Source organism: Luteibacter flocculans, assembly GCF_023612255.1.
In the GTDB taxonomy this organism is placed as follows: Bacteria; Pseudomonadota; Gammaproteobacteria; order Xanthomonadales; family Rhodanobacteraceae; genus Luteibacter; species Luteibacter flocculans.
The window spans coordinates 1198766-1217656 of the sequence record NZ_CP063231.1; the positions used below are offsets into that span (position 1 = coordinate 1198766).

Consider the following 18891-nt stretch of genomic DNA (forward strand, 5'->3'; position numbering starts at 1 on the left):
CCTCCATCTACGCGATACGAGATGAGAGTGGGCTGCACTTTCTGAAGTCGGGTCTTGCCTCATGACTTCGGTCGAATCGGGTCCGGCATTTGGCCGGATCATCTTTGCTGAGTCGTACAGAGGCAAATGACTGATTCGATTTCAGAATTTGAGCATAGATTGATTCGAATCGCGCTGCGCGGTGAAGAGCCATCGACTCACGGTCTTGGACCGCAGATACCGCATCTCAAGATCGTGTGGTCTGCATCCGGGGCAAATGCTGAAGGATTCTAGTTATGACTCACATCGTGGTTGAAACCGCCGAAGACCTCGCTGTTTTGCTGGACAGACTGATCGAAGAATTGGCAGATCGCCCGTCTTGACGGGCTATGGTTGAGGAAGCAGCCGGGTAGGTGATTAAGCCGATCGCGGCTTCTTTGAGTTGACGCAGTGCCGGCGGAGGCAATCTCGCGGTGGCCGCCGGAAACAACGCGCTGCTCGAAGGCACGCAGATCAAGGCAGGCGGCACGGCGGCGCTCCAGGCCGGCAACGATCTCGACCTCACCACGGTAACCGACAGCACGACGAAGACGGCGAGCTGGAAGGAGGGGAAGAAGCGCGTTACGGAGACGACGACGGATGAGACCGTTCGCGGCGTGACGATCGACGCCGGTACGGGGGTGCAGATCGCCGCCGGTCACGACGCCACCCTGGATGCGACGACCGTCGCCACCAAGACCGGCGACATCACCTTGGCCGCGGGACACGACCTCACGCTTGGCGCTGAGGACGAAACGCATACCGTCGTCACGGACACCAAGAAAAAGAAAAGCGGCCTCTTCAGCAGCAAGACGACCACGACCCACGACACCAGCGAGCAGACGTTGGCCGTCGGCACGTCGCTCAGTGGCGACAACATCCACATGGTGGCCGGAAACGACCTCACTGCCATGGGTGCGACGGTCCAGGCAACCGGCGGCATCGCCGTGGCGGCAGGCCACGACGTGAACCTGCTAGCGACGACGGACACCTATAACGAGACCCACGACAAGACCGTCAAGAAGTCTGGCTTCACGCTCAACCGCGGCGGCGGCATCGTCCAGGCAGGCAAGAAGACGGTGACGAACGACGACACCGCACAGCATGTCGCCAATGGCACCCTGCTCAGTGGCGATTCGATCTCTGTCGCTGCAGGCCACGACGTGCTCGGCGAAGGCGCGAAGATCGCCGGTACACACGATGTAGTGGTGGCAGCGGGTAACAACCTGACCCTCACCACGGCCGTCGACATCTACGACGACAGCCATAGCAAGACGGTCACCAAGACGGGCTACTCCAAGAGCGGGATGAACGAGCTTTACGGGCAGGCGAAGGACAGCCGCTCGGATAGCTCGCACCAGGTGACCCACACGGGAAGCGTCGTCGGTTCCACCGATGGACAGGTGACGTTGACGGCGGGTGGTGACCTCCACCTGACGGGCACGGACGTCATCAGCAAGACCGGCACGACGATCGTCGGCAAGAACGTCACGATCGACGCTGGGCTGGACACGCTGGATACGACGCAGTCGCAGAAGCATAGCGAGGGGGGCATCACCGGAGGATTGGGCGGTGGTCTATACGACCTGGCGATGGACGTTCGTAACTCAGCCACCCGCGCAAACGACACCGACGACGACCGTTTGAAAGCGCTGTATGCCGCCAAGGCAGCATACGAAATCAAGGATGGTGTTCAGGCGATTCAGGGTATCAGTGGCGTGACCGATGCCCAGAGTGCGGCGGGCGCGACGGGCATCAACATTCAGGTCGGGATTGGTGGAAGCAGCGCAAGCAGCAAGACAACGACACACGACAGCACCTCCTTCGGCGGTCATATCACCAGTGGCGGGAACGTCACCATTGGCGCAACCGGTGGCGACCTGACCATCATCGGCGGCGAGGTGACCGGCAAGAACGTTGCCCTAGCTGCGACGCACGACATCAACCTGCTCAGCCAGTCCGAGGAACACAGCCTAAAGAACGACTCGAAGAATTCCGCGGGGAGTATTGGCGTCAGCTTCGGCTCCGATGGTTTCGGCATCTATGCATCGGCTAGCGTCGGCAGTGGCAAGGCCCACGGCAACGGCAGCACTCATGCCGAAACCACGATCAACGCCGACGACAAGCTGACCATCGTCAGTGGTAACGACACGACCATCGAAGGCGCCCAGCTGAAGGGCAATCAGGTTGTCGCCGACATCGGCAACAACCTGACCATCCGCAGCGAGCAGGACACCGACGACTACGCCAGCAAGACCATGCAGGCTGGCGACAAGCTCATGGTCGGTATTACCCAGAGTGGATTTGTCAGCGGTAGTGCGTACTACGCCGCAAGCAAGGTCGACAGCCACTACACCAGCGTCAACGAAGTCAGCGGCATCAAGGCCGGCGACGGCGGCTTCCAGATCGACGTTGGCGGCACGACTCATCTGGTGGGTGGGCAGATCGCCAGCTCGACCGATGCCTCCAAGAACGTGCTCATCACGGGCGATCTGGTCTGGGAGGATCTGCACAACGAGTCGAAGTACAACGCCAGCCAGGTGAGCATTAGCGGGGGCAGCACTGTATCGAGCAATGTCGTGGGCGCGATCGGTGCGGCGATTTCCATGGCAATGCCACAGCGTGGAAACAGCAGCAGCGAAACCCGATCAGGGGTGGCTAATGGGACGATCACAATACGCAACGATCCAGCCAAGGATCTGACTGGACTCGACCGAAATCCAACTCTTGACAACGCCTCGCTGAAGAATTCCTTCGACCCCGAGATGATTGCCGACAGGCAAGAGCTTTCCGAGGTCGCGGCGCACGTAGGCTTTCGTGCTGCTGGTGATATCGCCAACAAGATGAAATGGGCCGAAGGAAGCCCGCAACGCGCTGCGCTTCACGGCGCGGTGGCCGCCGCTGTGGCATCTTTGGGTGGCGGGGACGTTGGCAAGGCAGTCACGGGTGCGGTAGCCAACCAGGTCGTCATGACCACGATGTCTGACTACCTTCTAAGTCACGGTTATGAGGCCAAGGATCCCGAATACAGCGCCCTTATGCAGGCAGGGAGCGCTGCGGTTGGTGCAGTTGTGGGTGGAGGTTCTGGCGCGGTGGCAGCTCTGGATGCGACCAAGTACAACCATCTCACACATAAGCAGATTGATGATCTAAACCAAGCGCTGGGGAGCTGTGCGACAGAACAATGTCGCTCGGATGCGATCAGTTCGGCTAAACAGCAATCTCAGTTGAATGACGTGGCCTTGGCCATTGTTTGCAATGCCGGAGCATCAACGGCTTGCTACCAGGGTCTCGGCGCGCTGGAATCGTATTACGACAGCCCCGTCGTGCCGCTCGGCTTGCAGGGCGATCAAGTACGTGATCGGCAGTTGGAGCAATCTCAATACTTTGGAGATATAGGATTCTTCGGTGGCCTTGCTGCATCGTACTACGCCAACACCCCTCAGGAGGGTGAGCTAGGCAGGTTCCTGTCCGGGGCCGGCGCCGCCTACGGGAACAGAATTCTCCCGTTTATCGGTAACGACGAGGGGCAAAATCGCGACAACCCATTTATTCCCGCGCAATCAGGGGGTGCGGCACCGCAATTTACGGATGGAATGTCCGCGAGTGCAGCACAGGGGGTGTGGCTTGGTCGGGTCGCAGGTGATGCCACCTGGGCGCTCGTTGGAAACGAAGGAAATGCCGGTTCAAGTGCTAGACCGTCAAACACCGTTCCAAACACAGAAGTGCCATTTAGCCCCATAGTTGACGGTGGTGGACTGCAAGCTCACGAAGATGCCGGTGGACATCTCTTGAAGAAACACGTTGGGCAGTCGGAGCAGGACCTTGTGGATCGGTTGGCTGCAGAACCAAACATCAGCGGCTCTTCGTCCTTCTATAATCGGGCTGCGGCAGAAAATGCCGTTTCGCAAACCATTGACGCGAACCAGAAGGCAGTGACAAATTGGTTGAATAATGGATCTTCAGGTCGCTTGCGTCTTGACTATTCCTTGTCTGATCCCGTCGGCATTTCCGTCTCTCGCGGTGCAACGAGCGCGCTCGACGTCAATTCCGTTCGTATGATTTTGGTGAGAGATGCATCCATGCCAACCGGGTACAAAATCCTTACTGGGTTTCCGACAAAACCATGACCTACGAAAAACTCGACGCACTAGGACAATTGTTAGGCTGCTATTTTCATCAAGATTGGCCCGACGAGTTTGAGAGTGACGAGGCCGCCTTGCGGGCGATCGTTGAAGCTGAGCCAAAGGAGCAAATTTCCATGGCGGTAAGCGAGATTGATGAAATCTTGGCTAGGCCGCCTTCTGAAAGTGCTTTGAGGGAAATTCTTGTTGATAAGGTTGGATGCTATTTTGATCCAAGCTCGCAGGGATTGAGCTATGAGCGATGGCTGCGACATGTCCGCGATGTGTTTTCTAAGGCATGATTGCTTCTATCGAGAAGCGCCCGACCTGAGCGGGCATTTCTCTTTATGATGGTCATTGCTTATCGACCAGTGGCGGTGTGGCGGTCGTTGATGATCTACGCGTTAGACGGGTCCTGCAGGCCGCCGAGGCGATATCGGGTGATCGCGGTAAAGCGGTTGTCTGGCTGCAGGAGCCGATTGCCACGTTTGGCGGCAAGACTGCACTAGAGCTTGTCGCCGCAGGTGCACCGATGACTTGTTGGGTTACCTTGCCTCGATCGAATCCGGTTACGTCGGTTGATCTGCCGGCCCTCGACGAGCACGTGACATCGGTAGCGCGATGATCCGCTACCGATGTCACGCACGGAGAAGTTGATGAGCTATGGCCACTGACCTGCTCCCACTGAGCCGTACCACATGACGCTGTAAAGTCCGTCAACCACGAGGACGGATATGAAGAAAAGTCGTTTCACCACCGCGCAGATCATTGGCTTCATCAAGCAAGCCGACGCAGGGATGGCGGTTGCGGAGCTAGCCCGGCAACATGGCTTCAGCCCCGCGAGCTTCTACGCCTGGCGGGCCAAGTTCGGTGGCATGGAGGCCAAAGACGCCAAGCTGCTGAAGGACTTGGAGTCCGAGAACAGTCGGCTCAAACGCTTGTTGGCGGAGGCGCATCTGGACATCGAGGCGCTGAAGGTCGGATTCGGGATAAAACGCTAGCCCCGCAACGCAAGCGTGAGGCAATCCGGCGCATGTGCGAACTGACAGTGATCAGTGAGCGCCGGGCTTGCCGCCTTGCGGGGGTATCCCGCGATGCGTTCCGTCATGAACCGGTACCCACGCCTGCCACGCAGGCGCTGTCGCTGCGGCTGGTCGAGTTGGCGCAGGTACGCCACCGCTTCGGTTACCGCCGCCTGCATGACCTGTTGAAGCCGGAATTCCCGGTGGTGAACTACAAGAAAGTCTATCGCCTGTATCGGGAGGCCAAACTGGCCGTGCGTCGCCCGCGCAAGGCGAAGCGCTCGGTCGGCGAGCGTCAAAAGCTGCGGGCGTCGTCCCGACCGAACGATACCTGGAGCATGGACTTTGTTTTCGATGCGCTGGCCAACGGGCGTCGGATCAAATGCTTGACCATGGTCGATGACTTCACGCGCGAGAGAGTGGATATCGCAGTGGATCACGGTATCAGCGGTGCGTACGTCGTGCGGCTTCGCGATCAGGCCGCCTGCTTCCGTGGCTATCCACGCGCCGTCCGCACCGACAATGGGCCCGAGGTCACCAGCCGCGCCTTCATCGCCTGGACGCGGCAGCACGGTGTCGAGCACATCCTGATCGAGCCGGGCTGCCCCACGCAGAACGGTTACATCGAAAGTTTCAACGGCAAGTTCCGCGACGAATGCCTCAACGAGTACTGGTTCACCTCACTGACCCAAGCGCGTGACGTTATCGGAAGCTGGCGTCGTGACTACAACGAGGTTCGACCCCATAGCAGCTGTGGTCGCATCGCACCGTCGCAATTCGCTGCCCACCATCGCGCACAACAGGACAACAACGCAGTAACCTTCAACCCCGGACTTTCGCAGTAATCATCGGTAGGGCAGTTGGGGGCAGGTCAGAACTCTAAAGGCTCAAAAAAATGAAACTAAGTAGACCGGTACGTATTCTAATGGTGGGCGGCTTCTTTGCGATTGTTTTTTTTTATGCTTATCGTAGCCGTCGTATTCGTCCGCTGCCTCATTGCGGGAATTGCTTTCAATTTTGAAGCCATCTGACTTACCGCGTTTAAGAACAGCATTTTTATCGGAATCGTAGCAATACTTCTGACGGCGGTGGGGGGGCTAGGCCACGGCAGAAGCATTGAAATTTTGTTTGCTACATCGACACGTCATCACCACGTGGCGGGTGAGCGGCGAGTGCAACTAGTATGCAGAACGATACGCACAACCTGCATCACGACCCATCTGCCGCCACGTACTAGGAAACGGCACGACACGGCTCCCCGCAAATTGCTCCGCAAGAGCACGACGAAGAAAGCGGATAACGCGATCGCCTCTGCCCGCAAACAGCAAGTCGCAAGCGGTTTGCTCGCCTGTACCGGGTAGCGGTGTGCTCATGAACCACTGCCATGTCGCCGAGGGATCGGGCTCGATGAGGCTCGCCAGGGCGAAGATGCGGCGGGTGACGGTGCTCATGCTCAGAAGCGGTACGAGAGCGCGACGAGGTAGCTGCGGGTGCTGCTGCCCGTCACCATGGGGCTGTCTTTCACGGCGTCGGGAAGGCGGCTGAGGCGTAGCGTGGTGAGCAGGTTCCATCGCGTGCCGAGCTTCGCGTTCGCCGTCACGCCCGCGTACGGCGCGGTGCCGGAGCCCGCCCGGTAGGCTGGCAGGCCGCTTTTGAGCGCCTCTTTGTCGGTAATGCCGTAGTAGTAATCGTTGAGCGCGTCGCTGGTATACGTGGCGCCGACCATCGGTATCAGTACCAGCCCGCCCCCGAACGGCAACGGGTAGCCGTAGTTTGCATCGAAGACATGACCGCCGCCGTGTCCGGTCACTTCCTTCTGCGCCGCGAACTGCACCACGCCCTACGTGCCTCTCGATCGCCATTGCACGCCCAATTGCCCTGAGATATCGCGGTCGGACAGGCGGCGTAGGCGGGTGTCGTCGGTGTCGTCGTGGCGGAATCGGTTGCCGATCGGCGAAACGACCAGCGACAGTTCGTTACCTTCATCGCGCCACAGACGCATGCCCACGCCGACGCCACGGATGAAGAAACGCTCGCCTTCGTAGTTCGCCACGGGCAGTGGCCATGCCTTGTTGTCGTACGAGCGATAAGGGCTGGGGCTCCATGCGAACCCGACGCCGAGGCTGAATTGAGATGTCGATGGGGCTGCCATCGGCACACTGGGTATCAGCAAGGCGCCTGCCAGAGCGAGGCAGGGGAAGGTCATCTTTGCCATCGGGACATCCGTTCAAGATCCGGTCCCGTCATGCTGCGCCAGCGAAGTTGTCTGAACATTGCGCCGCGTGCATCCAGTGCGGCGATCTGTGAGCTTGTTCCGTTAATCGAGCTCCTTCAGCAGATAACCCACGCCGCGGATGACACTGATCTCCACGCCGGCACCGGCTTCATCCAGCGCGCGGCGCAGCTTGGAAATGTGCGCGTCCAGCGCATTCGATTGGATGGCATCGTCGAATCCGTAGACGGCTTCGCGCAGGGCTTCGCGACGCACCGTGCGCCCTTGCCGATAGATCAGGGTTTCCAGGATGAGCAACTGGCGACGCGGCAGCCGCAGCATGCGCCCGCCGACGGCGGCCTCCCGGGCGCCGAAGTCGTACGTCAGCGCGCCCATCGCCGCCTGGGGCAGCGCGATGGTGGCGGGGCGGCGTGCCACGGCACGGATGCGCGCGAGCAACTCGTCCGTGGCGACGGGTTTCACCAGGTAATCGTCGGCCCCTTCGTCCAGGCCCTCGATACGCTCGGGCAGTTCGCCCCGCGCCGTCAGCACGATGATGGGTAAGCCCGGCAGCATCCTGCGTGCCTGTGCGATCAGATCCACGCCATCGCCGTCGGGTAGCGAGCGGTCCAGTACCAGCAGGTCGTGAACACCGGAGCGCAAGGCCGCCGCGGCGACAGACAGCGATCCGGCGATGTCTACCAGGAGACCATGGCGCTGCAGTGCGCTCCGCATCAACAGCGCCAGTGGTTCGTCGTCTTCGACCAGCAATAGGCGCACGTGTGTCGGCTCCGTCCTGCAAAGGGCAGCATGCTAGCCGATCGATCCGGAGTCACCGGCAACGTTCCGGCAATGTTGCCGGTGGGGCCGGGCAGGGTAGACGTCAGGCTGGCTCGGGAGCGGGGAGCTGGGGCTGCGACAGCGCTTCGAACGTGACGGCGAAGCACGCACCGCCTTCCGCCAGGTTCTCCACCGTGATGTGCCCGTTTTGCCTGCGCACCAGTTCCAAGGCGAGATGGAGACCGAGGCCGTGCCCCGGGTCGCCCGTCTGCGCGCGGTAGAACGGCTCGAAGATGCGCTCGCGGTCCTGTTCGGCCACGCCGGGCCCCTGATCGCAGACCCGCAACGTGTTTGGCGCGACCACGCGCAGGCTGATGGTGCCTGCACCGCCGCCATGGACCACCGCGTTCTGCACAAGATTGGTCACCACGCGGCCGAGCGAGAGGGGTTCCGCGGATACCCACACGGGATCGTCCGGCGCATCTACTTCCAGGCAGTAACCCTGCGCGGACGCCAATGGCGCCACGTCAGACGCCACGTCTCTCGCCACTTCACACAGGTTTACCGGCGTCCGTTGGACGCCTTGCGCCTGGATGCGTTGAAGATCGAGCAACTGTTCCGCGAGCGTGGCGAGCCTGCTGACGTCAGCCCGCAGCAGGGCCTTGTCGGGCCCCTTGGGCATGGTGTCGATGCGCGCCATCAGCACGGCGATGGGCAGACGCAGTTCGTGCGCGGCGTCGCGCAGGAACTGGTCGCGGGCCACGTAGGTCGTGCGAAGGCGATCGATCGCTTCGTTGAACGCCGCCACCAGGGGGTGGATCTCGCGTGGCACCGTGTCCAATTCCAGTTGCACGGCCCGGTGCGACAGGTCGATGGCCGCCGCCGACTGTGCGAGCTTGCGCACCCCCGCCATGCTGCGCCAGATCAGCAGGGGCGCAATCACGAGCGTCGAGAGGATCAGCGGCACCGACACGATGGGGCTGACGACACCACTGACCACGGCCACCCAGCGTCCGAGGTCGTCGCGAGACGCGCCGCCGGTCATGATGTGGATGCGCCGGCCATCGACCTTTTTCACGTCGATGCGTACGCCGTAGGGCGCGCGCTCTTCATAGGCGTGGATCTCGGAGGGCCCGATCCAGGCGAGCTGCTGCGACAGCTCCGTGTAATAGGAGGGCGGGTTGCCATAACGCGCGGAGTGCCCATCGGCGTCCGCCACCATGAGCCAGAACGACGGATATTGGCGGCGCAAGTCTTCCAGCCGTTCCGTGTGCTCGATCGAAAGGCCTGCCGGGCTGGTGCGGACTGCCTGCGCGGCCGTCTTGATCACGCCGTCCGAAATATAGGTATTGCGGCCGTCCAGCAGCAGATAGAGCAGGCCGCCGAAGGCGAAGAACAGCACCACGGTCTGCACCACGGAAAGCGACACGAACAACTGCCACAGGAGCGATTTACGTTTCACCGGAGGTCTCGGAGGGCTGCGGACGGCGCGGTACGCTGAACCGAAGCGTGACCAGAGCGACGTCGCTGCACGAAGCGGGTAGGGAGGCTGACCGGCTCGCATGGTGGCACAGCTCGTATCGCCGTCGCCTTCCCTCGGTGGAGCGCCACCTCCCCTAAAGCTTTCCCCGACAGGGCCGATAAGCCCATCGAACGACCCCAAGGCGATGTGCGCCAAGGGTCCCAACGGTACGGACGATGGCGAAGAAATCCTCCAAAGACGCCCCTCGCGCCCCGCTGGCGCTGGATGCCGACCTGCGCATCGGCGCTGCGCCCGCGCTGCGCGAAGCCCTGCTGGGTGCGCTGGCCGCGGGCGAGGCCATTCAGCTGGACGGCAAGGCGGTGACCCAGATCGATACGGCCGGGTTGCAGGTGCTCGCGGCGTTTTCGCGCGATGCCCGTGCCGCCGGTCTGCCGGTCGCCTGGACCGGTGTCAGCGATCCCCTCCGGCGCGGCGTGTCCGTGCTGGGTCTTCATGCTTTGATCGAACTGCCGGCCGAAGCCGGCGTGAACTGAAGGTGCTCCCATGGCAAAGATTCTTGCGGTAGACGATTCGGCTTCCATGCGCAGCATGGTCGCCTTCACCTTGCGTGGCGCGGGCCACGACGTGGAAGAGGCCGAGAACGGCCAGGCCGCGCTCGATACCGCCGGTAACCACAAGTTCGACCTGATCCTCGCCGACGTGAACATGCCGGTGATGGACGGTATCTCGATGGTTCGCGAGATTCGCACGCGTCCGGGTTACAGCGGCGTGCCGATCCTCATGCTGACGACCGAGTCGAACCCCGAGAAGAAGATGGAAGGCAAGGCGGCCGGTGCGACCGGCTGGCTGGTGAAGCCGTTCGATCCCGACCAGCTGCTGGCCACCGTCGCCCGCGTGCTCGGTTAATTCCCTTCGCAAGACGTTCCGGTAATCCAGGGTCCACCATGTCCAAAGTCGATCTGGCGCAATTCCACAAGGCGTTCCATGAAGAGAGCCTCGACGGTCTCGACGCCATGGAGCAGGCCCTCCTCGCGCTGGACGAGGGCTCCGACGATCCGGAACTGATCAACGTCGTGTTCCGCGCTGCCCATTCGATCAAGGGCGGCGCGGCCACGTTCGGTTTCACCGACGTTGCCGCGTTCACCCACGTGGCCGAGAACCTGATGGACGAGGTCCGCAGCGGCCGCCGTCCGATGGAAAAGGCCGTGGTGGAACTGCTGCTCCGCTCGGGCGACACCGTGCGCGACATGCTGTCCCTGTCCATGGCAGGCCAGCCGGCCGCCACGGCAGAGAGCCAGGCCTTGCTCGCCGAACTGTCGGCGATGGTGTCCGGCGGCTCTGCCGCGCCGGTCGCCGCCGCGAAGGCGGCCGCTCCCGCAGAAACCGTCGAGGGCTGGGACATCACGTTCCGTCCGTTCGATTACTTGCTCAAGACGGGCAACGATCCGGCGCGCATGTTCCGCGAGCTTGGTGCCCTCGGCCCGCTGCGTGTCGAATGCGACCCCAGCAAGCTTCCCTCGCTGGCCGACATGGACGCCTCGTCGTCCTACCTCGGCTGGTCGCTTCATCTGGACGCCGGCGCCAAGCGCGCCGCCGTCGAAGGCGTGTTCGACTGGGTGGACGGCGATTGCGAGCTGAATCTCGCTCCTCGTATCGCTGCCCCGGCACCCGCATCGGCCCCTGTCGCCGCGCCCGCGGCACCGGCCGCGCCGCGTGCCGTGCGCGATCCGGCTGCCAACAGCGAGGCCAGTTCGGTCCGCGTCGGCATCGAAAAGATCGACACGCTGATCAACCTCGTGGGCGAGCTGGTCATTACCCAGTCCATGCTCAGCCAGTTCCAGGACGGCGTGGACGAGTCGCAGCTGGAAATGCTGCGCGATGGTCTGGCCCAGCTCGGTCGCCACACGCGCGAGCTGCAGGAAAGCGTGATGAGCATCCGCATGCTGCCCATCAGCACGGTGTTCAACCGCTTCCCGCGCCTCGTGCGCGACCTGGCGCAGAAGCTCGACAAGAAAGTGGTGCTCGACCTGCGCGGCGAGACCACCGAACTCGACAAGACCGTGCTCGAGAAGATCGGCGATCCGCTGGTCCATCTCGTCCGCAACGCCATCGATCATGGCCTGGAAGTACCGGCCAAGCGCCTTGCCGCCGGCAAGGGCGACACCGGCACGCTGCGCATGGAAGCCTTCCATCGTGGCGGTGCCATCGTGGTTGAAGTGGCGGACGACGGCGCTGGCCTGAATCGCGAGGCCATCGTCGCCAAGGCCGTGCAGCGCGGCATCATCGCCTCGGGCGACGGTATGTCCGACGACGCTGTGGCGGAACTGATCTTCGAGGCCGGCTTCTCCACGGCCGCCGCCACCACCGATCTTTCGGGGCGTGGTGTGGGCATGGACGTGGTCCGGCGGAACGTGATGGATCTGGGCGGCACCGTCGCCATCCGCAGCACGCATGGCAGCGGCACCACCTTCACCATCACGCTGCCACTCACTCTCGCCATCATCGACGGCCTTACGGCGGCGGTGGCGGAAGAAACCTACATCGTGCCGCTGGTTTCCATCGTGGAATCGGTGCAGGTGCAGCCCGACAGCGTGCGCAGCGTGGTCGGCGGCGGCGAACTGTTCCGCTTCCGTGACCAGTGGTTGCCGATCGTCCGCCTGTTCGACGTGTTCGGCTGCGAGGGCAAGCGTCCTCCGGTGGACGAGGGCATCGTCATCGTGGTGGAGGGTGAGGGCACGCGCATCGGCCTGTTCGTGGACGAGTTGATCGGCCAGCAGCAGGCGGTGGTGAAGTCCCTGGAGGCCAACTATCGACGTGTGGCGGGCGTGTCCGGGGCGACGATTCTCGCCGACGGCTCCGTGGCGCTCATCGTCGACGTGGCCGGCCTCGTACGCATGCAGGCGCGTCGCAAGGCCGCCTGACGAACGATGTAAGGAAGCGCCGCAAGGCGCTTCATATTCCCCCTCAAGTCCCCACGGCCACGGCCGATACCCCTTGAGAAGGGGTCCCGGACCGCCACTGATCCGACGTGGGAACGACATGAACCAGCCATCCAGCACCAATACCGCCACGCCCGAAGAGGCTGCGCAGTACCTCACCATCAACCTCGGCAACGAGGAATACGGCATCGATATCCTTGCCGTTCGCGAGATCCGTGGTTGGACCGCGGTCACGCGCATCCCGCAGGCGCCGACTTACGTGCTCGGCGTGCTGAATCTCCGCGGCGCCATCGTCCCCGTCCTCGACCTGCGCCTGCGCTTCGGTCTGCCGCGCGAGGAATACACCGTCACCACCGTCTGCGTCATCGTCATGGTCGCCGGCCGCCAGTTCGGCGTGGTGGTCGATGCGGTGTCCGACGTGGTCGATGTCCTGCCTGGCGCGGTGCGTCCGGTGCCCGACATGGGTACCACGGTCGACACCGAGTATCTGAAGGGCCTGACCTCCGTGGGCGAGCGCATGGTGCTGCTCCTCGACGTGGATCGCCTCCTGCAGCCGCAGGACGCTCAGATGCTCGAAGCCGCCCTGGCCTCGTCGGATGTGAAGGCCGTCGCCTGAGCTGTCGAACGCCGATAGCCGCCAAACCCTCACTGGCTTGCCCTTGTCGCCCTTGCCGATTGGAATCGTGATGAAGAAGTTCAAGTTCAAGATCCCCGCCTTGACTGTCCGTGGCCGCCTGTACGGCGTCGTCGGCATGCTCTCCTTGATGCTCATTGGCGGCGCCGCCATCGGCCTGGGCGCGCTGCACTTCCAGAACGAAGGCATGCGCCGTATCTACGAGGAAGAAGTCGTCCCGGCGGAGATGCTCGCACGCATCAATCAGATGTCGCTGATGTCGTTCGTGGTGCTCGGCGAGGCTGCCGCCAAGGTGGGCAGCCCCGACCAGGTGAAGCAGAAGGTCGCCGAATTCCAGAAGTTCCAGGACGAGACGAACAAGGCCAAGGCCGAGTTCGTGAAGGTGCCGATGTCGGCCGACGTGAAGAAGCTCTACGACAAATGGCAGGCCACCAATAGCGACTATGATCAGGCCAAGTCGGACATGGTCGATGCGCTGAACGAGGGCGACCAGGGCGCATCCGACGTGCTCGAACTGCAGGTTCGTCCGTTGTTGATGGACCGCCAGTCTCATCTTGGTGCGTTGATCAAGATGAAGGGCGACGAGGCATCCAGCATCTATGCCGCGGAGTCCTCGCAGTACAAGATGGTCCGCGCGATCTGCGTCGCTGCGTTGTCGATCGGCCTCGCGCTGTCGCTGCTGATCGCGGTGCTGGTCGTTCGCTCGATTCTGCGCACGCTGGCTCAGACCGTCGCCGTCGCCCACCTGATTGCCGAGGGCAAGCTCGGTCACGACATCCAGGTCACGCGCAACGACGAACTCGGCCAGTTGCAGGGGGCGTTCCGCGCGATGGACGAGCGCCTCAGCGCCATCGTGTCCGAAGTGCGCCACGGCGCAGGCTCGGTCAGCACGGCCGCGCAGCAGATTTCCCGCGGTAACGACGATCTGTCGCAGCGTACGCAGGAACAGGCGTCGAGCCTCGAGGAAACGGCCTCGTCGATGGAGGAAATGACCTCCACGGTGAAGCAGAACGCCGAGAATGCCAGCCACGCGAACCAGCTGGCGCGCGGTGCCCGCGAGCAGGCAGAGCAAGGTGGCGCGGTGGTCGCGCAGACGGTCGTCGCCATGCGCGAGATCAACACCTCCAGCAAGAAGATTTCCGACATCGTCAGCCTGATCGACGAGATCGCCTTCCAGACCAATCTGCTGGCGCTGAACGCGGCGGTGGAAGCGGCGCGTGCGGGCGAGCAGGGTCGCGGCTTTGCGGTGGTCGCGACCGAGGTGCGCAACCTCGCGCAGCGTTCGGCGAATGCGGCCAAGGAGATCAAGGGTCTCATCAACGACAGCGCGAGCAAGGTCAAGACGGGCTCGGAGCTGGTCGACCAGTCGGGCAAGGCGCTCGCCGAAATCGTGGAGAGCGTGAAGAAGGTGACCGACATCGTCGCCGAGATCGCTGCTGCCAGTTCGGAACAGTCGGCCGGTATCGATCAGGTCAACCACGCCGTGCTGCAGATGGACGAGATGACACAGCAGAACGCGGCGCTGGTGGAAGAATCCGCCGCCGCGGCGCGCGCCATGCACGAGCAGGCGACCGAGCTGAGCCGTCAGGTCGCGTTCTTCCAGATCTCGGGCCATGCGTCCCAGGCGCCGGCTGCCAAGGCCGCGCGCAAGGATGCCGCCAAGGAAGAAATGGAAACCGTCTTCGCTGCCGTGCGCAGCGCCCCGGCGCCTCGTGCGTCGCGCCAGGCGGAACCGGCCGACGCCGGCGCCTGGAAGGAGTTCTGATCGATGAATGCGCTCGTCAACCACGGCGAAGCCGCCGGAATGGCGGGCGCCGGAGGGCCTAACCTCGGCGAAGCCGAGTTCGCCTTCCTTCGTGAATTCGTACTGCAACACTGCGGCATCGCGCTCGGCGATCACAAGCGGCAATTGGTCCAGGGGCGTCTGCTACGCCGCCTGCGCGCGCTGGGTCTTCCCGGTTTCGGCGCGTACTGCGACCTCCTGCGCCGCGATCCGGCATCGGAGCTGGGCGAGTTGGCGAGCTGCATCAGCACGAACGTCACCTCGTTCTTCCGCGAGATGCATCACTACGACATGCTCGTGGACGAACTGCTGCCGCGTTGGCTCGAAGAGAAGCGCGGCGGTGGCCGGCTGCGCATCTGGTCCGCCGGTTGCTCCACGGGCGAGGAACCGTACGCCATCGCGATGGTGCTCGCCGAAGCGATCGAGCGAACAGGCAGCAGCGTGGATGCGAAGATCCTCGCCACCGATCTGTCGCCGCAGGCACTGGAAGCCGCGCGCAAGGGCGTCTATCCGGTGGATCGCCTCGGCGGTGTGAGCGATGCGCGTCGCAAGCGCTGGTTCCTGCGTGGCGAAGGCTCGTTCGACGGGTATGCGCAGGTGCATCCACGTCTGCGCGAGCTGGTCACCATCCAGCCGCTGAACCTTCTGCACGAGTGGCCGATGCAGGGTCGCTTCGATGCGATCTTCTGCCGCAACGTCGTTATCTATTTCGACAAGCCCACCAAACAGCGTCTGTTCTCGCGCTATGCGGGCATGCTGGAAAGTCGCGGTTACCTGTTCCTCGGGCATTCGGAGTCGATGTACGGCCTGTCCGACGACTTCGACCTCATCGGCCGCACCGTCTACCGGAAACGCACATGAGCGATGCGTACGCGATTCAGCCTCGTACCTTCGCCGGATTCGATCCGAAGAGCGTGCTGCCGGGCTTCGAACACGTGCGCCGTTTCTGGGATCCGGCGCAGGAAGTGGTCACGGTCAAGATCCTGCCGGGCGAGTACTACGTCAGCGTGCAGGAGGAAATGATCTCCACCGTGCTGGGCTCGTGTGTCTCTGCCTGCGTGCGCGATGCGCGCCGCCGCATCGGTGGCATGAATCACTTCATGCTGCCCGAGCCGGCAGGCGAGCGGGACGGCTGGAGTTCCACCGTGGGTCGTGCCGCACGCTACGGCAACGACGCCATGGAGCAATTGATCAACGCGATCCTCAAGGCCGGCGGCAAGCGCGACGACCTCGAGGTAAAGATCTTCGGCGGCGGGCGTGTGCTCGCCACCATGACGGACATCGGCCAGCGCAACATCGCTTTCGTGCAGCGCTACATCGCCACGGAAAAGCTGAAGCTCTGCGCGGCCGACGTGGGCGACATCTACCCGCGCCAGGTCCAGTTTTTTCCGGTGAGCGGCAAGGTGCGCGTGCGCCAGCTTCGCTCCATGCACGACCACAGTCTGGCCGATCGCGAGAAGCGATACCTCAAGCGATTGGCTGACGATCCGATAACGGGAGAGGTGGAACTGTTTTGACGCGTCGCGTCGGCAGACCACCTTGTCATTGTCATCCTGTCGGTTCGCCGACGTGACCGTCCTTCCACCGAGTTGCTAGAACCCATGCAGAAAGTACGCGTTCTCATCGTCGACGATTCGGCCCTGGTGCGTAAGGTGCTGTCGACCATGCTCGAGTCCGATCCGGGCATCGAGGTGGTGGGCACGGCCGCGGACCCGCTGATCGCGCGGGAGAAGATCAAGCAGCTCAATCCCGACGTGCTCACGCTGGACGTCGAGATGCCGCGCATGGACGGTCTCACCTTCCTAGAAAACCTGATGCGCCTGCGCCCGATGCCGGTGGTGATGGTGTCCACGCTCACCGAGCGCGGCGCCGACGTCACGCTGCGCGCGCTGGAACTCGGTGCGGTCGATTTCTTCACCAAGCCGTCGGCCGACCTCGCCAACACGTTCATGGAGCACGCGCCGGAGATCTGCGCGAAGGTGCGCCTGGCCGCCGGTGCGAAGCCGCGCGAGCGCAGCTCCGTTGCCAAGCTGGACGTGGCGCCGCGCCTTTCGGCCGACGCCGTGTTGCCGCGTGCTCAGACCGCAGGCAGTCGCGGTGGTACGCGCATCATCGCGATCGGTGCATCCACCGGCGGTACCGAGGCCATCCGTGTCGTGCTGGAGGCCATGCCGCCGACCGCACCGCCGATCGTCATCACCCAGCACATTCCCGCCGCCTTCAGTGGCCCGTTCGCGGCACGCATGGACACCTGCTCCGCGATGCGCGTCTGCGAAGCACGCGACGGCCAGCCCATTCAGCCCGGCCACGCGTACATCGCCCCCGGCAGCCAGCATCTGCTGGTGATGTGGGACGGTGCGCGTCACGTGTGCCGTCTCCATGACGGCCCGCCCGTGAACCGGCACAAGCCGGCCGTGGACGTGCTGTTCCGCTCCATGGCCGCCAGTGTCGGCGCCGCCACCATCGCCTGCCTGCTGACCGGCATGGGCGACGATGGCGCGCGCGGCCTCGGTGAGCTGAAAGAGATCGGCGCGCCGACCCTCGTCCAGGACGAAGCCAGTTCCGTGGTGTGGGGCATGCCCGGCGCCGCCTGGAAGGCCGGTGCCGCGAGCGAGATGTTGCCGCTGGACGCCATTGCCGCGCGCCTTCTCGCGCTTGCCCAAACCCCCGTGTCCGCCGCCGCCCGCGTCGGCACCTGATCACCGAGACGTCATCATGCAGATACCAAAAAACGAACGAACCATCGGCTTCGCCGCCAGCGCCGTGGCGCTCGTGCTGGTGCTGGTGTTCCACTCGCCCTGGGTTGCCCCGGTCGTGGTGGCCCTGCTGACGGCGACCTGGATCGCGATCAGCCTGATTCCCGCGCCGTTGCCGGCGGTGGAAGTGGTGCTCAATTCCACGTCCAGCGACGAAGCGTCGGTGCGCGAAGCGATGGAAGACGTGCGCAGCGCGATTGTCGATGAACTGGGTCACGCGAGCCGTGAACTCAACCAGGCACTTGATCTGTTGCGCGACGCCGTCGCGGAATTGGGCGGCGGCTTCAACGGCCTGTCGCACAAGACCGGCAAGCAGCAGAAGCTGCTCAGCGAAATCATCGAGGGTGGCGGCAAGGGCATTTCGGTGCAGGACTTCGCCGACCGTACCGCTGGCCTGCTCGAACACTTCGTCGGCCTGATTGTGCAGCTCTCGCGTGAAAGCCTCCGCATTGTCTACCGCATCGATGGCATGGCGAAGGAAATGGACGCCGTGTTCGCGCTGCTGAAGAACGTGAACACCATCGCTGAAGAAACCAACCTCCTGGCGCTGAACGCAGCCATCGAAGCGGCCCGTGCAGGCGAGTCCGGTCGTGGCTTCGCGGTGGTGGCCGGCGAGATCCGCAACCTTGCGCAGCACAGCAACCAGTTCAACGAGAAGATCGGTACCCACGTCGAGCGTTCGCGCACGGCCATGGAGCAACTCCGCGAGCTGGTCGGCAACATGGCGTCGCAGGACATGAACGTGGCGCTGTCGGCCAAGGGCGGCATCGACGAGATGATGGCCACCATCACCGAGTCCAATGCGCGCACCAGCGCGGCGGCGGACGAAGCGGCCTCCATCAACCGCGGTCTGGGCAACGACGTCTCGACCACGATCCGTTCGCTGCAGTTCGAGGACATCCTGAGCCAGTTGCTACATCAAACCCGTTCGCGCCTGGTGGAACTGCAGGAGATCACCGCCGACTGCACGCGCGATATCGAGGAACTGGCTTGCGTGCCCGCCGACGCCGCCGATCTCGGTGCGCGTGCCCAGCGCGTCCGCTCCCGCCTTGCCGAGCAGCGCGAGCGCGCCCGGCTCCGTGCGCGTGGCCCCGCCTTGCAGCAGTCGATGGCTGCTGGCGACATCGACCTGTTCTAAAG

The 18891-nt window shown here is 63.3% G+C and carries 15 protein-coding genes and 1 pseudogene; 13 read left to right on the forward strand and 3 right to left on the reverse strand.

Annotation, left to right across the window (positions count from 1 at the left end):
* Positions 1 to 452: 452 nt before the first annotated feature.
* The 4 genes from IM816_RS18790 (at position 453) to IM816_RS05125 (ending at position 6009) form a co-directional block, all read left to right on the forward strand.
* Positions 453 to 4148: a hemagglutinin repeat-containing protein gene (locus tag IM816_RS18790; protein WP_250340031.1), complete on the forward strand. Its 3696-nt coding sequence runs from the start codon at positions 453 to 455 to the stop codon at positions 4146 to 4148.
* The gene (locus IM816_RS05120) at positions 4145 to 4444 is read left to right on the forward strand and encodes a contact-dependent growth inhibition system immunity protein (protein WP_250340032.1); all 300 of its coding nucleotides are present in this window, start codon (positions 4145 to 4147) and stop codon (positions 4442 to 4444) included. Before IM816_RS18790 ends, IM816_RS05120 begins: the two co-directional genes overlap by 4 nt.
* Before the next feature lie 77 nt (positions 4445 to 4521).
* Complete coding sequence (locus IM816_RS18825) at positions 4522 to 4767, forward strand: antitoxin Xre/MbcA/ParS toxin-binding domain-containing protein (RefSeq protein ID WP_425602613.1); 246 nt, start codon at positions 4522 to 4524, stop codon at positions 4765 to 4767.
* Between the two features lie 109 nt (positions 4768 to 4876).
* Positions 4877 to 6009, forward strand: a protein-coding gene (locus IM816_RS05125) for an IS3 family transposase (RefSeq protein ID WP_250340033.1) whose coding sequence is annotated in 2 segments (ribosomal slippage) — positions 4877 to 5132 and positions 5132 to 6009 — 1134 coding nt in all. Because the reading frame shifts where the segments join, the coding sequence is not laid out codon by codon here.
* A gap of 608 nt (positions 6010 to 6617) precedes the next feature.
* On the opposite strand, the pseudogene IM816_RS05130 reads toward IM816_RS05125, so the two are convergent.
* The 3 genes and pseudogenes from IM816_RS05130 to IM816_RS05140 form a co-directional block, all read right to left on the reverse strand.
* Positions 6618 to 7379, reverse strand: a pseudogene (locus tag IM816_RS05130) (MipA/OmpV family protein).
* A gap of 102 nt (positions 7380 to 7481) precedes the next feature.
* On the reverse strand, positions 7482 to 8156 hold the full coding sequence (locus IM816_RS05135; RefSeq protein ID WP_072322999.1) for a response regulator: 675 nt from the start codon (positions 8154 to 8156) through the stop codon (positions 7482 to 7484).
* Positions 8157 to 8259: 103 nt separating this feature from the next.
* The gene (locus tag IM816_RS05140) at positions 8260 to 9618 is read right to left on the reverse strand and encodes a sensor histidine kinase (protein ID WP_250340034.1); all 1359 of its coding nucleotides are present in this window, start codon (positions 9616 to 9618) and stop codon (positions 8260 to 8262) included.
* A gap of 236 nt (positions 9619 to 9854) precedes the next feature.
* On the opposite strand from IM816_RS05140, the gene IM816_RS05145 reads away from it, so the two are divergent.
* The 9 genes from IM816_RS05145 (at position 9855) to IM816_RS05185 (ending at position 18889) form a co-directional block, all read left to right on the forward strand.
* On the forward strand, positions 9855 to 10172 hold the full coding sequence (locus tag IM816_RS05145; RefSeq protein ID WP_250340035.1) for an STAS domain-containing protein: 318 nt from the start codon (positions 9855 to 9857) through the stop codon (positions 10170 to 10172).
* A gap of 10 nt (positions 10173 to 10182) precedes the next feature.
* Positions 10183 to 10545 (forward strand): response regulator, encoded by a 363-nt coding sequence (locus tag IM816_RS05150; RefSeq protein ID WP_072323002.1) that lies wholly within the window; start codon positions 10183 to 10185, stop codon positions 10543 to 10545.
* A 38-nt stretch (positions 10546 to 10583) separates the two neighbouring features.
* Positions 10584 to 12560: a chemotaxis protein CheA gene (locus IM816_RS05155; protein WP_250340036.1), complete on the forward strand. Its 1977-nt coding sequence runs from the start codon at positions 10584 to 10586 to the stop codon at positions 12558 to 12560.
* A 118-nt stretch (positions 12561 to 12678) separates the two neighbouring features.
* Entirely contained in the window at positions 12679 to 13194 is a 516-nt protein-coding gene (locus tag IM816_RS05160; protein WP_072323004.1) for a chemotaxis protein CheW, read from the forward strand.
* A 70-nt stretch (positions 13195 to 13264) separates the two neighbouring features.
* A complete protein-coding gene (locus IM816_RS05165) occupies positions 13265 to 14977 on the forward strand; it encodes a methyl-accepting chemotaxis protein (protein ID WP_250340037.1) in 1713 nt (570 codons plus the stop codon).
* A 3-nt stretch (positions 14978 to 14980) separates the two neighbouring features.
* A complete protein-coding gene (locus IM816_RS05170) occupies positions 14981 to 15856 on the forward strand; it encodes a CheR family methyltransferase (protein ID WP_250340038.1) in 876 nt (291 codons plus the stop codon).
* Positions 15853 to 16512: a chemoreceptor glutamine deamidase CheD gene (cheD, locus tag IM816_RS05175; RefSeq protein WP_072323006.1), complete on the forward strand. Its 660-nt coding sequence runs from the start codon at positions 15853 to 15855 to the stop codon at positions 16510 to 16512. Before IM816_RS05170 ends, cheD begins: the two co-directional genes overlap by 4 nt.
* Positions 16513 to 16596: 84 nt before the next feature.
* Positions 16597 to 17694, forward strand: a complete 1098-nt coding sequence (locus IM816_RS05180; protein WP_072323007.1) for a protein-glutamate methylesterase/protein-glutamine glutaminase — start codon at positions 16597 to 16599, stop codon at positions 17692 to 17694.
* Between the two features lie 16 nt (positions 17695 to 17710).
* Positions 17711 to 18889 (forward strand): methyl-accepting chemotaxis protein, encoded by a 1179-nt coding sequence (locus IM816_RS05185; protein WP_072323008.1) that lies wholly within the window; start codon positions 17711 to 17713, stop codon positions 18887 to 18889.
* Positions 18890 to 18891 lie beyond the last annotated feature (2 nt).